The 13,575-nt window shown below is 43.1% G+C and carries 17 protein-coding genes; 8 read left to right on the plus strand and 9 right to left on the minus strand.

Going from position 1 to position 13,575, the window contains the following annotated elements; translation table 11 throughout:
• Positions 1 to 235 precede the first annotated feature (235 nt).
• Complete coding sequence (locus tag KCO92_RS06655; RefSeq protein ID WP_210647475.1) at positions 236 to 466, plus strand: hypothetical protein; 231 nt, start codon at positions 236 to 238, stop codon at positions 464 to 466.
• Positions 467 to 652, plus strand: a complete 186-nt coding sequence (locus tag KCO92_RS06660) for a hypothetical protein (RefSeq protein WP_104695266.1) — start codon at positions 467 to 469, stop codon at positions 650 to 652.
• 274 nt (positions 653 to 926) lie between these two features.
• On the opposite strand, the gene KCO92_RS06665 is transcribed toward KCO92_RS06660, so the two are convergent.
• Positions 927 to 2,201 (minus strand): outer membrane protein, encoded by a 1,275-nt coding sequence (locus KCO92_RS06665; protein WP_233710438.1) that lies wholly within the window; start codon positions 2,199 to 2,201, stop codon positions 927 to 929.
• Positions 2,202 to 2,557: 356 nt separating this feature from the next.
• Positions 2,558 to 3,205: a hypothetical protein gene (locus tag KCO92_RS06670; RefSeq protein WP_104695267.1), complete on the minus strand. Its 648-nt coding sequence runs from the start codon at positions 3,203 to 3,205 to the stop codon at positions 2,558 to 2,560.
• A 64-nt stretch (positions 3,206 to 3,269) separates the two neighbouring features.
• Here KCO92_RS06670 and KCO92_RS06675 point away from each other — a divergent pair, with 64 nt between their 5' ends.
• Positions 3,270 to 3,425 (plus strand): hypothetical protein, encoded by a 156-nt coding sequence (locus KCO92_RS06675; RefSeq protein ID WP_158653548.1) that lies wholly within the window; start codon positions 3,270 to 3,272, stop codon positions 3,423 to 3,425.
• Here KCO92_RS06675 and KCO92_RS06680 read toward each other — a convergent pair.
• From KCO92_RS06680 to KCO92_RS06705, 6 genes are all read right to left on the minus strand, one after another.
• Positions 3,422 to 4,441: a metallophosphoesterase gene (locus tag KCO92_RS06680; protein WP_233710439.1), complete on the minus strand. Its 1,020-nt coding sequence runs from the start codon at positions 4,439 to 4,441 to the stop codon at positions 3,422 to 3,424. The two genes, KCO92_RS06675 and KCO92_RS06680, sit on opposite strands and share 4 nt — an antisense overlap.
• A gap of 336 nt (positions 4,442 to 4,777) precedes the next feature.
• On the minus strand, positions 4,778 to 5,392 hold the full coding sequence (locus KCO92_RS06685) for a hypothetical protein (RefSeq protein ID WP_199766162.1): 615 nt from the start codon (positions 5,390 to 5,392) through the stop codon (positions 4,778 to 4,780).
• A 1,242-nt stretch (positions 5,393 to 6,634) separates the two neighbouring features.
• Complete coding sequence (locus tag KCO92_RS06690; protein ID WP_104695268.1) at positions 6,635 to 7,147, minus strand: hypothetical protein; 513 nt, start codon at positions 7,145 to 7,147, stop codon at positions 6,635 to 6,637.
• Positions 7,140 to 7,319, minus strand: coding sequence for a hypothetical protein (locus tag KCO92_RS06695; RefSeq protein ID WP_104695269.1), 180 nt, complete (start codon positions 7,317 to 7,319; stop codon positions 7,140 to 7,142). Before KCO92_RS06695 ends, KCO92_RS06690 begins: the two co-directional genes overlap by 8 nt.
• Positions 7,320 to 7,560: 241 nt before the next feature.
• A complete protein-coding gene (locus tag KCO92_RS06700; RefSeq protein ID WP_158653549.1) occupies positions 7,561 to 7,722 on the minus strand; it encodes a hypothetical protein in 162 nt (53 codons plus the stop codon).
• 10 nt (positions 7,723 to 7,732) lie between these two features.
• On the minus strand, positions 7,733 to 8,038 hold the full coding sequence (locus tag KCO92_RS06705) for a hypothetical protein (protein ID WP_104695270.1): 306 nt from the start codon (positions 8,036 to 8,038) through the stop codon (positions 7,733 to 7,735).
• Positions 8,039 to 8,604: 566 nt separating this feature from the next.
• Between KCO92_RS06705 and KCO92_RS06710 the strand changes: the two genes are divergently transcribed.
• From KCO92_RS06710 to icd, 3 genes are all read left to right on the plus strand, one after another.
• A complete protein-coding gene (locus tag KCO92_RS06710; RefSeq protein ID WP_199766100.1) occupies positions 8,605 to 8,769 on the plus strand; it encodes a hypothetical protein in 165 nt (54 codons plus the stop codon).
• Between the two features lie 37 nt (positions 8,770 to 8,806).
• Positions 8,807 to 10,525 carry a disulfide bond formation protein B gene (locus KCO92_RS06715; RefSeq protein ID WP_104695271.1) on the plus strand — a complete coding sequence of 573 codons (1,719 nt, stop codon included), beginning with the start codon at positions 8,807 to 8,809 and terminating at the stop codon, positions 10,523 to 10,525.
• 81 nt (positions 10,526 to 10,606) lie between these two features.
• Positions 10,607 to 11,884 (plus strand): isocitrate dehydrogenase (NADP(+)), encoded by a 1,278-nt coding sequence (gene icd / locus KCO92_RS06720; RefSeq protein ID WP_104695272.1) that lies wholly within the window; start codon positions 10,607 to 10,609, stop codon positions 11,882 to 11,884.
• Positions 11,885 to 11,924: 40 nt separating this feature from the next.
• Here icd and KCO92_RS06725 read toward each other — a convergent pair whose 3' ends face one another.
• Positions 11,925 to 12,383 carry a phosphatidylglycerophosphatase A family protein gene (locus KCO92_RS06725; RefSeq protein WP_104695273.1) on the minus strand — a complete coding sequence of 153 codons (459 nt, stop codon included), beginning with the start codon at positions 12,381 to 12,383 and terminating at the stop codon, positions 11,925 to 11,927.
• Between the two features lie 117 nt (positions 12,384 to 12,500).
• On the opposite strand from KCO92_RS06725, the gene hypB reads away from it, so the two are divergent.
• On the plus strand, positions 12,501 to 13,238 hold the full coding sequence (hypB, locus tag KCO92_RS06730; RefSeq protein WP_104695274.1) for a hydrogenase nickel incorporation protein HypB: 738 nt from the start codon (positions 12,501 to 12,503) through the stop codon (positions 13,236 to 13,238).
• A 9-nt stretch (positions 13,239 to 13,247) separates the two neighbouring features.
• The gene (locus KCO92_RS06735) at positions 13,248 to 13,475 is read left to right on the plus strand and encodes a HypC/HybG/HupF family hydrogenase formation chaperone (RefSeq protein ID WP_104695275.1); all 228 of its coding nucleotides are present in this window, start codon (positions 13,248 to 13,250) and stop codon (positions 13,473 to 13,475) included.
• Positions 13,476 to 13,575: the final 100 nt, after the last annotated feature.

Consider the following 13,575-nt stretch of genomic DNA (forward strand, 5'->3'; position numbering starts at 1 on the left):
TGGCTACATACTGGATATAGCTAGTTATGGATTGTTGAAACAAGAAGCCCAGTCGTCTTTGGTGGGTGGTTCACAGAATGAATAACAAGGTAGATGTTAATGGCCTAGAGAGAATCCAAAACTCTCAAGAGCTCATGCAAAAAACGCAACGCCTGCATGAGATTCAAACCAAACTGGAGCAAGCAAAGGTTTGGGATTTGGTCAATGAGCTTATAGACATCAAAGCACAATGGCCATGCTCTTTGAGAAACCCAAACGGGTTAGACGCACTAAAGCACAGATGCAGGCAGAGAGAGCGCACATACAAGCAGAAATAGAAAGGGTGGCTAAAGAACAAGAGGCAACACAAATGCAAGTTCAGCCTAAAAAGCCTGGAGGTAGAAAGCCTAAAGGGGAGAGTAAGGGTGTAAAGATGATGTGCAGGGAAGTATACCCGTGGCTCTTAAAGGGGGAGAGGAGTGTGTAAATGTCCTACAATCGTTTTGGGGATTGGGGTATTGGTAGACGGGTTGAGGGTATCAGAGCGATTGCGGGGATTGTGATAGATTCTTCGACTTTTATTGCATGTCAAGAGAAGCATTTTAGAAAGAATACATGTAAGAGGGTTACGAACACTTTGCACGATGCCGCACTTTTTGTATTTTTTGAATAAGAAAAGAAAAACTAGAAAAACCACTCCTAATTTACCACAATCTTTACTCGGTCGTTCACGATTTTTAACATACCTCCTTTACTGAGTATTTGTGGTGATTTTGTCACACTTCACCTTACTTTTTCATGTAACTTAATGGTCAGAGAAAAACTTTAAGAGAAAGCTGGGTATGTATCGGACTGGATTAAAACAACTCACCTAACACTAGGGCAAAATTGCCACTAAATCTCAAAAAAATCGCCCATTTCATTTCACAACATCAAAAACTATACACCTAGTTAAAATACATCGAAACATTGCGCTTGAATCCTATTGCTGTTTTAAAAATCCCCATCGTTCCATAATCTGTAGATGTTGTAGCGTAATATCTTGGCATGGACAGTAGAGGAATATGTGTGCCTATTTCAAAACCATTGTGTTCGCCAACATTGGTCCTAAAACCAAAGGTTAAAGGCAGTTGAAAATAACTCCGTCCCATTTGTAGTTTACAAGCACTGTTGCTTTTACAAGCACTTAGAGCCGTTTGTAACATTGCGCTGTTAATTATCCATGAACTCCCCGTCAACATCAACCCTAAAAACAGTCCGCTAGTGGTGTTATGATCTTCGCTTTCAAAGAAGTTACACAGACCATCCACACCTACACCATAGACGACATTGCTAATATCATAAGTTTGTTTTGCCCCCTTACCTCTGCTATACCCCAAACCCCCATAATAACGCAATCCCCAACGCTCATTTCTACCAAAGAACTGTTTGTAACCCACCTGCATATTAAATCCATAAAGATTAGCACTTGTATAGCGGTGTTGCATCGTGGAAGGGATTGTCTCGATGCTGTTCCAAAACTCTGTGCGATAGGCTTGATAGTATTCTTTCAAAACTTTCTGAGCCGCCTGAGAAAGGGCAGAGACTCGGCTTACTGTGTATCTAATAGATGAGCCAATATTACTCCTTTGAGTAGGATTTGGAACCACAAGATTTCCATTAGGAGCACTGATGAGCGTATTGAATAATGTCTTGGTCAGTGTATTGGCAGCATTCTCTAATATACTCATCTGGGCCTGCAAAGTGGAGATGGTGGCGCTACCCTCCAAATCCCAGGACAATTTACTTATTCCTAAAGATTTTGCCACTTGCTGGCTGGTAGCTTCAAACGGTGCGTAATCTGCTACAAGCCGGGGGACCTGATCAAACTTGTCCTTTTTATACTTATCCATAGTAAACTTAACATAGCCTCCCAACTGATCAAGGAGATTCCCCACAACACTACTAGGTGCGCTAGGTGTAGCTGCTTGAGCACTTTCAATGGTATAGGATACCCACGCAGGAATCAAGAGTTGCTCGCTTTCTTCGTATTGGACTATGGCCGCGTCAATATCGCTCTTGCCATTCCATTTCTCTATGTCACCTAGTGCCGTGAAACGATTATGTTGTGGATTATTAGAGCCACTCCAAGGAGGGCTCTTAAATGGTACATCCCTTGCACCTGGTGCATGCCAACCAGTTTCTGGAAAAACTTTAGCAAGGTCTATCTTTTTTTGCACCATTTGCGTGCTTATTTCGCTAGTAGCGCTGTCTTGAGTGATACGAGAATACTGAAACCCCGCTTACACATAAACCCCGTCGCTCTCTGCATGTACAAACGCGGATAGAACCGCCAATAGAACCAGCCACATAAACGCAATATACACTAATAACCCAAAAATAAACAAGGAGGCATCTCTAAAAATGGGGTTTTTGAAATGAGCTCAAACGAAACATCTCTCTAACTTCATCATTATGTGCTATTGCTCACATTGCCTTCTTGAGCATTATCATCACCAGCATCAACAATATTACCTGATTGTGTAGCCATCAATCAACCCTTTAAATAAGATAAGGCATTATACAATACAACAAAGTCCTATATCCCCCCGTTAGGGGGGGCTATATTTGTGAGTTTATGAACTTTAAATTTAGGGGTGTCTATCAAAAATAAGGAAGATAGCCCCAAGCTAAAAAGAGGAAGGTTGAAATGAACTGAAACAACCATAGTCATCCAACAATGCAAAAACCAATGCGCGTTTCTCATGGGATAAGTGCAAAACACGCAAAAAAATACAATGCCATAGTAGTTCAGCATGGTCTTTAATATGGACGCTCTCCATCCATGCAACTTAAACAAGACAAAAGCAATGATAGTAATAGCGATTAAAAAAAGCGGAATGGAGAAAAGCAACCATTTTTTATCACCAATATATGCCCAAAAGATGAGAGCTCCTACGCTAAGTACGATTACTCCCATGTATCTTGGAGGAGGGATAATGACAGAGTAACATAACACAAATCCTAAAGCAATGAGTCCTAAAGAGATGCGTTTATCAGGGCACAACGCTAAAATGACAGAACTTATTTTAAGGCACATTGTAAAGAAAATTATATGAATTCCCCGCGCGCGTAAATCATTATCGGGAATAAAAACGATGAAAAACACAATCAGGGAAAATAAGAATATATTGGCAACATGTAAAGCTTGTTTGATAGCTTGTTTGATAGCTTGTTTTTTGTCCATTAAAATCCTTCTAACTCACGACTAAGATTAAACATAGCGTTTCTAAGCATTTTGGAGCACGATTTTGCAAAAAAGAATACCTGCAGCACCTCACCATCCTAAAACGATTGTAGAGCATTTTAAACGCAAAAATTCACACTTTTTAGAAGCCATTAGAGAATTTGTCTTAAAAATCCAAGCAGATTTAGACTCCAAAAAATGCCCAAAAAACCGCTTCTAAAAATTCATCTGATTTTCAGGCTCTAAATGGATAGACACGATTTCGCTCTTGGTAAAAATGCGTACAGGTGGTCCCCAAAAGCCACAACCGCTACTCACAATCATTTGGCAACCTTTTAAATGATAATGCCCGTAGATGTATTTTTGATCCAACCACACCAAGAGAGTAAAGGGGAATATCTGCCCAGCATGGGTGTGTCCGCACAAGATCAAATCGGGTTTTTGCTCCAAATGTGTTAAGGATTTGGGTTGGTGGGAGAGTAAAACACTGGGCAGATTGGGGTCGGCTTGGGTAAAGATAGTCTTAAAATCGGGTTCAAAACGCTTAAAGCGATACCCTATAAGGTCATTTACCCCCATTAGATTAAGCCCTGCAACTTGAACACTCTCATTCTGTAATACGCGTAAATGATTCTTTTTAAACACTTCAACAAGCGCATCCACCCCGTGGTAATATTCATGGTTGCCAAGTACGCAATATACGCCATATTTAGATTGGATACTTTTAAGCGGGGTTAAATCCTTTTGCACCAACTCCGCCTTCAAATCCGCCAAATCTCCCACAATCACGACGATATCCGGATCAAGCGCATTGATACGATCGACAATCTTTTGCAAGTAATCTTTTTTAAGATACGCACCTATGTGCACATCGCTGATCATTACAAGGTGGCACGCTTCTTTTAAATTTTTTAGCTTGACACTCCGCCTTGTGATCACAAGATTGGTTGAATTGTAAAAGCCCTTTGCCATAGAGGTAAAGAAAATCCCTAGTAGACCTATATCCAAAAGTTTTTTAAGGCTTTGGCGTCTGTGCGTATCTGTGCTTTGAGGAAGTGTTTTAAGCGCGATGGAGTGCAATAATAGCAGGCAGAACAGAATAAAACTTGCAGCCATACTCATCCCGCCTAGGGCATACAAGAAAGTATGTAACGCCTCCAAATGGGCAAAAACTTTCATCTGCACGACCCGATAGAGAATGTTTAAACCATACAGACAAATAGGAAGAAAGCGCAAAAAGGGATAGGTAGACTTCCTTAGCCTCAGATAGCTAAAGAGGTTCATGCAAAAGAAGACGAAAAGAAAAATTAGAGTAAAAGTTGTTACGCTCATAGGGGCGAATTTTACCATGTTCATCCGCATTTGGTTTAAACGTCAACAAATCTTTTATTTCACATAATTTTTATCATTAATATGGAATTAATATTAAAAAAAGTGGACATTCAATTGCGGTTGGTGCATACTCGTTAGTTGTATATTTTCAGAGCTGATCTGCGCCTTAAAATTTAGTATTTGAATTGGTTCGTTGTTTTAAGACATGGTTTTTAGCTTACTCAGCTATTGTAGGCAATTTTAGAACATGTTTTGAAGTCGCCAAGCGTCTATGTCGTTACTATGTTTGAAGGTGTAAGCAAAATAATCAGGAGCATCACACTCAGGGATTTCTCTCTTAAAAAAGTCCATCTCTTTCTTGTCTCTATGGTGGCGTTTAGCGATCTCTAGGTCTGTAGTTGTGGGCTCAAGGATTTTAAACAGAGATAGAACATCCTGCTCTGCGTCTTTGATTTTAGCGATGAGTTGCACTTTTTCAAAAGTGTAGAGCCTACCATTTTTGCAATCTGCTACTAACTTACCTCCTTGTGTAGGCATGGGTCGTTGCAACACATAAATCTCTGTATGTTGGTCTGCATCTGTGGGTGTATTTTGGGTGGAAGTGTTTGCTTTAGGGGAAGTTTTTGTGGCTTTGGCATTCTTGCTTTTGTGGGCAGTGTTTAAGAATCTGTCTTTAAATGTATCAATGTTTTCAAACACAAGAGTGATGTACTCATTGCCACAGACTTGAAACAGCTGTATATACTTTCTGTCTAGAGCGATTACCTCCATCATCTCGGGGTTTAAACACCCATTTATCCTAAACTGCGCGCAAATTCTTTTAGTTTGTGGGCTAGCTTGGATGCTCTCGACCATGAAATTCTCAGGAATTCAGTGCTAGCGCACTGCTTACATTGAGAAATTATCTGTGGGGGAGACCCCCACACCCCCCTGGAGCTTTTGAGAGGAGAAAAATTGAATTTAAAGGGCCATATAACGCTTTAGGGGTGCAGATAGGGTTTGGGGGGGTTGAGGGGTGTTGTGTTGATTATAGAGCGTTCCAGAGGGGTCTACTAAGGTGTTTTGAAATGAAGAGGAGAGAAGATGTGTTTTAGGGATGTAAAGCGAAGCATTTTGAGTTCTTGTGAGAGGATTTGCAAGGATTTTAGCTGGTAGTGGTATCAATGGGCTTACACACAAGAACTTTTGAGGCTTTTGGATAGCTGTGAGAACAAGATTACAGCTTATAATCAAAAATGGCTCTAAAAACGTATTTTAAGCGCATTTAGGGGTAGGGGTTATCTAGTATGGTTTTGTTCTAAATCGCGTTGAATGACCCATCTATGGGGCTAGAAATGCTATGTATTCTCTTGAGTGGTTTTATGGGAATTTTAGATTGTTATCTTTTTATGCGCTTTTCTTGCTTTTAGACTTAGTTTGAGATGGTTGGGGTTGGATTGTGCAACGACTATTTTGTTGTTTAACGATCTTTCATTTACTCGAAAGATCCACTACAATCCCTAAAATAAGCGTTTATGCGCTGTTATAACACTTAAAGCTTGACGCTAAAAATAGATGTACGCAGTCTCTCTATGCGTTATACTCGAGAACAATGCTTATACGTTGCCTTATTCTTGCTGGATGGCTCAAATTTGATCTCAAAATACCTAAATCATCACGCTCTTTGAGTCTAGTAGGTTGTTGGTTCACATTTGCTAAGATTTCTTTAAGATTATAAAAGTTGCGCCTTTATCCAAATTGCGCGTAAAACTCCGTCCTTTAGGGCTTAAGATGTAAGCGCACTCTAAGAAAAGAAAGGCTATTTTTGCAATAGGTAAGTGAGGTTAGTGAAAACCTGATGTGGCAGAGTTGGATGCGCTCATTCTAGCCACTAAAAACTAGCACGATGACAGGTTGGCAACTGATCTCCGCCCATATCAGTGGGTCTGTAAGTCTTTTGGGTTAGGGACTAGCCTTGCGGACTATAAACAGCAAAGCCTTTCGAGCTCAGAAACGCTGGTTTCTGTTAGTTAGGAAGCTCCTCCCTTTAGGGAGGAGCGGTTCACAGTTGTGTAAGATTAGGCCTGGTAGGGGGTTGCACTTGGAGACTCTAATCTCCTAGTTACAAAAAGTCTCATTTTTTCTATACTCCTCCATTTTACGCCAACAATAGCGCAACAAAGCTCCATATTGGTTTGAGGAGTTATTTTGTGGCGCGCTCTGCACTTGGGGAGCTTGTGTTGTTTGGGGAATCTGTTGGCTCTGTGGGGTTTGTTGGATTGGTGTTCTTTCTACGATTTGAAAGCCCTCAGGGTAAGTCATTAGATGAAGATTTTCTGCATGTCTAACAAAATATCCTAAAGCCTGTTGCATGGCTTCCTGTGTGAGATCAAGACTACTTGCAACGCGTATTTCTGCAGGAATTGTAAAACTCTCCTGACCGCTTGCAATCACAAAACCATGCCCTGCGTCAATATCTAGCCCCGCTTTGTCTATAAACCACTCCCAAAAGCTCTCAGAGTCAAACTCTTGCCACAACTCCCCATCACACCGCAACACCTCAAAACCACCAGGTTGAAACACTCCCACCCCAATTTGACCATTTACATGCACGATGAAAAAATTAGCCATCAATCTTTCCTATCGCAACGGGTTTTTCAAATTTTTTCACTTCTTGATACACCTCTCTAGCACTCATATCCGGGTTCAAGACTTGATACATGTCATTGAGTTTATCAGAGATCAAAATCCGATCAGAAGTGCTCTCTAACTTACCCTCTAAATGTTGGGTGAGTTTGTCCATGTCTGCACCCTTAAAATTGTCTAGTACTCCCTCTAAAACTTGAGCCTTATGCGCATCTGTGCCTCCTGCCTTTTGTACATGTGTGCTTAGGGTTACCCAGCTCTCAGGGCTAAGTTCTACTCCCTTTTTCTCCTCAATGGCTTATCCTCATTATAACCCCACCTCCATCTAGCGTAATGGTTATGCACAAACCCAAAGACATTGTTTTTGGGCAAGTAAAAGCTGATGCTATCAAGGGCGATCACTTCTGCTTTTTCCACACTTTGTTTAAAAATCTCAAAACAAGCATTAACATGCTTAGTAAAAGAATGCTTAGGGTTTGAAAGGTTATCGTTGTTCTCAAACTCTTTTCAAGGTGTTCTTGAGTGAGATAAATGCCCTTGATGGTCTTAGTGCGTTCCATAGCATCCTCCTTAAAGTTTGATGACAGATTGGCGTTTGACTTCACCGGTTCTAGCGTGTTTAAAGCCCCGCAACAACACTTGGGTAATTTTGCCGCTCGCATTGGTGCTAGAGCGGTGGCGTTGGTGCTTGGTGGGGTCGTAAGTTTGCCCGACTTCTAAGGGGTCTAGTTGGTAGAGGGTGGCTTGTTCGTAGTAGGCAAAGAGGGCGTAAAAGATTTCTATGAGGGTTTGCGCGCCCTCTGTGTCGCTTTTAAGTGCATTGTTGGTGTAATCCCAAATGATGTCGATATTTTTACCCTGAATACCGGCGGACAAAAAGCAAGTGGATCGCCCCCTTTAAAGAGATTAGATAAGCCTTGTTTCACACTTATAGGCAAAGTTAAAAACAATTCGCAAGCTTTGACTTTGTGTCTATCTAATCTGAGTGGGCTTGCTTTAAGGCTTCTTGCGTGCGCTTTAACTCTGTTTGTTTTTGTCTGTCTGCCTCTTGCAGGTTAAATCTTGTTCTAAAGTGGCTAGCTGGGTTTTATAGCCCTGCAATTCTGCTTGCACCTTTTGGTATTCTTGGCGCGCTCTTTGCTCTTGCCCTGCAATGTGCGTTGCATCGGTTTTTTTCTTGGCTTAAAAACAGATTTCTGGAGCACTGGATAAGACATTTAAGCATTGCTTCTTGTACCTCTTGATCTTGGAGTAAGTCTAAAAATTGGGTTTTTAGGGGGTTTCTATCGGTGTGCTCTCTTCCATGGTAACCTCTATTATTGATGTGATTAACATTGTGGCAAAAAGAGCCCCTATTCGCGTGCCCCTACCCTAGTGTGATCGCCCTGCTTTTGTGCTATACTCCAGTAGCGTAGGCGGGAAAACTTGTCAAGGAGTGCGCGGTGGAGTTTTTAGGTTTTTTGGCGATTTTGGTCGTGGTCTGTTTGCTCTTTTTCAAGCCCAAATCAGAAAAATTGGCTTTTGGAATTTTTATGCTGGCGTGCTTGGTGGAGTTGGTGATGTTTGTCGCCCACACTTCGAACTTCTTCCCCAATGTGAATTTGTAGAATTTCTAAACCATGAATTTTCTTTGAAGTAGACAACATGAAGCAATCTAAGACCTTTTATTTTCTGTTCTCTTTAGCCGTTATTGGCATTGTGGCTTTGCCTGTGGGCATTGGCAATCTCGTTTTAGGCTTTATTTACGGGGATTCCCCCTGCATTCAATGCTGGGCAGAACGCCAAAGTATGCTCTATATAGGCGTAGCAGGGCTTTTTATTTTGCGCTATGGGCTCAAGCCCAAGTATCTAGCCATCTTGCTTTTAATAACGGCTGGGGGCTTGTATCAAAGTTTTTACCACTATGGTAACCACGCCCTAGAGGATGTGGGGCAGGGCTTTGCGCTCACCATTTTAGGATTGCACACGCAATTTTGGGCACATGTGGTGTTTTGGGCAGTGGTGTTGATATTGGGGGTTCTCCTATGCTTTGCACCCAGCTTGCAAACTTTAGCTCAAGAAAGAGGGGTTTATACTCAGACAACCCGACGCACTTATAGAGATTTGAGCAAGGCCAATAATTTGGCTTTTCTAGTTGTGGGTGTGATTGCGATCACCAACATGGTGCAGGCTTTTATCTCTACAGGTCCCGTTCCCTATTTAGGGCAGGGTGATCCTATCCGCTTTTCTTGGAATTGGAGAGAAAATGTGTGGAGCACGAAAAATTGGCAACACATGGGGTTTCCTAGACAACTGGGGAAGCGAATCGTAGACACCCCCATTTTAGCCGATGCCCAGTACACTTGGGATTATGACTACCACAATGCCCCCCTAGAAATCCACAAAGAACTAACTCTGCGATCCCAAAAAATCAGCTCATTGAATCTTAACGCCCCCATTAGCGATCTCTTATTCTTGAGCGCGCCTAGCACTTCTATCGTTGTCCCTAAAAATCCTTTAGCCATGTCCATGACCTCCCAAGGTTGCGCCCCTGTGCATAAATCTGACAAGGTGTATTTTTCTCCAGATACTTTTGCTGGAGATAACGCGCTTTTTAAAAATACCTTTTTAATTGGCACACAAAAAGAGGGCTTTTATGTGGCTAATAAAGACTTAGAAACGCTGGTTACGCATTTTGTGCTCGACAAATATTATGCAGCTACCGTAGAGAATTTTGTCGGGGTGAACATGGTGGGCAATTTGATTCGCGTGATGGGGCAGAATAAGAGCAGTGCTGATGTGCGCTATAATCCCAAGGCTGGGAATAATTTTGTCAACTTTTTGCAGGGTGCAGATCACTTTGAGGAGCTGGGACGCAGTCGCCTGCGCACCAGTCGTGCCTCTACTTACTATGTGTTGAGTGCTAGGAGCGATGGGGTCTACACTTACATGCTCAGTGTGCCTAACCAACGCTACAAGGACTTGATCTTAGTGCGCATGCTCGATCGAGATTTGGGTTTGGATTCTGAGCGCGTCGTGCAGGCTAGCACAAATAACCCCCTAAAGCCTAAGCGTGATCTAGGCGAATTTTACATCACCGGATTAGCCCTCTATCAAGGAAAACTACTCGCCTTGAGCAAGGCGTTTAACACGCTTTTGGTCATCGACCCGATGAGTGCGCAGGTGTTAGATGCCTATGGTCTGCCTAGCCAAATCCACAACGCCAGCGCGCTAACTTTAGTCGATGATTCTCTGGTAGTGGTGGGTTATGAGGCAGGGCAGAACACCTTTTACACTTTGGACCTCTCCAATTTTTCTCCTAACACGACTCCTATCATAGAGTTGCGCCAGCAGGCCCCTGAGCTACATTCTCAAGGGTGCTAGCTTGATTGCGCCTGAGTGGCGACTCATCGCTCCTGCTATCAATTATGCTACAATGCTACATCTTCATTTTCAAGGAGTTTTATGTCTTACAATCCTAAGTATTTATCCCAGCCCACAGAGGGGCAGGCAATCACTTATAGAGATGGCAGGTTACATGTGCCCAACCACCCCATTATCCCCTTTATTGAGGGCGATGGCATTGGCGTAGATATTACTCCAGTGATGCGTAAAGTAGTGGATGCGGCCGTGCAAAAAGCCTATAAGGGAGAGAAAAAGATCGCATGGTATGAGGTCTTTGTAGGCGAAAAATGCTATAACAAATTCAGAGATAAAGAAGGTCTGGGTTTGGAGGAACAATGGCTGCTGCCCGATACCATTGATGCGCTCAATCACTTTAAAGTTTCTATTAAGGGACCTCTAACCACCCCCGTAGGCGAGGGTTTTCGCTCCCTCAATGTGGCCTTGCGCCAAAAAATGGATTTGTATGTGTGTTTGAGGCCCGTGCGCTGGTATTCTAGCCCCAGCCCTGTTAAAGAGCCTGGTAAGGTGGACATGGTGATTTTCCGCGAAAATAGCGAGGACATTTACGCGGGCATTGAATTTAACCAGGACACCCCAGAAGCTAAAAAACTCATCAAGTTTTTACAAGAAGAGTTGCATGTTAAAAAAATCCGCTTTCCCCAAACAAGCAGTGTAGGCATTAAACCCATTAGCCTAGAGGGCACAGAAAGACTTGTGCGCAAGGCAATTCAGTACACCATCGATAATGATCGTGCTAGCCTGACCTTCGTGCACAAAGGTAATATTATGAAATACACGGAGGGGGCGTTTATGAAATGGGGTTATGCCCTAGCCCAAAGAGAATTTGGCGCCAAATTGCTGGATAAGGGTCCTTGGTGCACGCTCAAAAATCCTAAAACTGGTAAAGAGATTGTGATTAAGGACATGATTGCCGATGCTTTCTTGCAACAAATCTTGCTACGCCCTGCTGAATACGATGTAATCGCGACCATGAATTTAAATGGGGATTATATCTCCGATGCATTAGCCGCGATGGTGGGCGGGATTGGCATCGCCCCGGGAGCCAATATGAACGACAGCGTGGCAATGTTTGAAGCCACACACGGGACCGCCCCCAAATACGCCGGACAAAACAAGGTCAATCCGGGCTCTATTATTTTGAGTGCGGAAATGATGTTGCGCCACATGGGTTGGGTGGAGGCAGCCAATTTAATCGTAGTGGGCATGCAAAAAGCCATTGAGAGCAAAAAAGTTACCTACGACTTTGCGCGTTTAATGGAGGGCGCAACCGAGGTTTCAAGTTCTGAGTTTGGTGAGGTAATTATCGCACACTTGTAAAGAGATGCCCAGATACTATCTGGGCCTAGCTGGCATTGCCCTAAAATAACTTGTCTAGGAGTCGGGTGAACGCGAGCGCGCAAAGCCCCCCGCAAATTCCCGCCAAAGCGTCATCCCCCACCACTCCTAAACCGCCCTTGACTTGTGTGTCGATTTTTCCAATGAGTGAGGGTTTGTAGATATCAAAAAGCCTAAAACCAACAAAACTAGCCGCAATGCCCACTGCGCTCCAGCCCACAATTGCCATGGCCATCCACATGCCCACCAACTCATCGATTACGATGTGTTTGGCATCATGGGTTTGGGTCTGCTCCTCATAGATGTCAATTTGTCTAATGGCAATTAGACCAATCAACAGCGCGCTCAAAAACAGAGTATTGGCCGAAAAATATAAAATGGGCAAACCTAAGAACAACGCAACCGCACTCCCAGCCGTGCCAGGCCCCTTAGGAAATCTACCTGCGTAAAATAGGGTTAAAAAAAGCTCTCGTACATCCATGTATGCATTATAACAAAATTGCTTACAACGAGGGTTTCTTAGGCGTTACCAAGGGCTAACAGCTGATTTAACCTTTTGTGCTAGCATGTACTCGATGCTGACAGATAAGGAGAGTGTATGCAAACAACAACATCCCAGAGAACTCAATCGCTCCACAATAATCCCAATTTAAGCAAAAAGGATGTGTCTGTAGTGGAGAAAATTCTCAGCAAAAACGATCTAAAAGCCCTCGAGATGAAGAAACGCTACGAATCTGATGGGTTATATGTTCTCAATTTTATGAGCTCGCCAGGCAGTGGTAAAACCACCTTGTTGGAGAATTTAGCGGGTTTTGAAGATTTTAAATTCTGCGTCATTGAGGGGGATTTGCAAACCAACAGAGATGCGCAAAGGCTGCTTCAAAAGGGTATTTCAGCCCAGCAGATTACCACGGGAGAGGCTTGTCACCTGGAGGCGGCTATGGTAGAGAGCGCATATGATATTTTGAAAGAAAAGGGGGCTTTTGAGCAGAGTGATTACCTCATTATTGAAAATGTAGGCAATTTAGTCTGTCCTTCGAGTTACAATTTGGGCGCGGCGATGAATATCGTCTTACTCTCCACACCTGAGGGAGATGATAAGGTGCTCAAATACCCCACGATGTTTCTGTGCGCCGATGCGGTGGTGGTGAGTAAGGCAGATTTAATGGAAGTGTTCAATTTCAGGCTCTCGCAGGTGCAAGAGGACATGAGTAAACTCAAACCAGACACGCCCATTTTTACACTCAGCCACCAAGACCTAAATGGTTTGCGGGCTTTCAAGGACTTTTTGGCGGATTATAGAGCGCGCAATTATCAATCTGCCCATGTATTTTAGGGGTGCGCCTTGTGCCTAGCCATTCCTTCTAAGGTAGTTTCCATTGAGGGTAGCACCGCCGTGCTAGAAACTATGGGTGTGCAAAGGGAAGCGAGTTTGGATTTAATGCGTGAGGAAGTGTGCGTGGGGGATTTTGTGCTTCTGCATGCGGGCTTTGTCATGACTAAAATCAATAAGGAAGATGCACTTGAATCTCTGAGGTTTTATGCACAGATGATTGAGGGTGCAGACACCTGAGTTACCTGCATAACGTCTCAAATAATTTTCTACCCCTAGAGGGCAGATTGTGCCACACCCTCATCAAACCCTCCCCCACATTTTCTTTCTAAAAGCTTTT

It is taken from the genome of Helicobacter salomonis (assembly GCF_017979425.1).
In the GTDB taxonomy this organism is placed as follows: Bacteria; Campylobacterota; Campylobacteria; order Campylobacterales; family Helicobacteraceae; genus Helicobacter; species Helicobacter salomonis.

Coding starts and splice junctions, on each gene's coding strand:
- KCO92_RS06655 (WP_210647475.1), top strand. CDS start 236: ATGCTCTTTGAGAAACCCAAACGGGTTAGACGCACTAAAGCACAGATG.
- icd (WP_104695272.1), top strand. CDS start 10,607: ATGTCTTACAATCCTAAGTATTTATCCCAGCCCACAGAGGGGCAGGCA.
- KCO92_RS06685 (WP_199766162.1), bottom strand. CDS start 5,392: ATGGTCGAGAGCATCCAAGCTAGCCCACAAACTAAAAGAATTTGCGCG.
- KCO92_RS06690 (WP_104695268.1), bottom strand. CDS start 7,147: ATGGCTAATTTTTTCATCGTGCATGTAAATGGTCAAATTGGGGTGGGA.
- KCO92_RS06715 (WP_104695271.1), top strand. CDS start 8,807: ATGAAGCAATCTAAGACCTTTTATTTTCTGTTCTCTTTAGCCGTTATT.
- KCO92_RS06660 (WP_104695266.1), top strand. CDS start 467: ATGTCCTACAATCGTTTTGGGGATTGGGGTATTGGTAGACGGGTTGAG.
- KCO92_RS06665 (WP_233710438.1), bottom strand. CDS start 2,201: ATGGTGCAAAAAAAGATAGACCTTGCTAAAGTTTTTCCAGAAACTGGT.
- KCO92_RS06695 (WP_104695269.1), bottom strand. CDS start 7,319: ATGGACAAACTCACCCAACATTTAGAGGGTAAGTTAGAGAGCACTTCT.
- KCO92_RS06700 (WP_158653549.1), bottom strand. CDS start 7,722: ATGGAACGCACTAAGACCATCAAGGGCATTTATCTCACTCAAGAACAC.
- KCO92_RS06725 (WP_104695273.1), bottom strand. CDS start 12,383: ATGGATGTACGAGAGCTTTTTTTAACCCTATTTTACGCAGGTAGATTT.
- KCO92_RS06670 (WP_104695267.1), bottom strand. CDS start 3,205: ATGGACAAAAAACAAGCTATCAAACAAGCTATCAAACAAGCTTTACAT.
- hypB (WP_104695274.1), top strand. CDS start 12,501: ATGCAAACAACAACATCCCAGAGAACTCAATCGCTCCACAATAATCCC.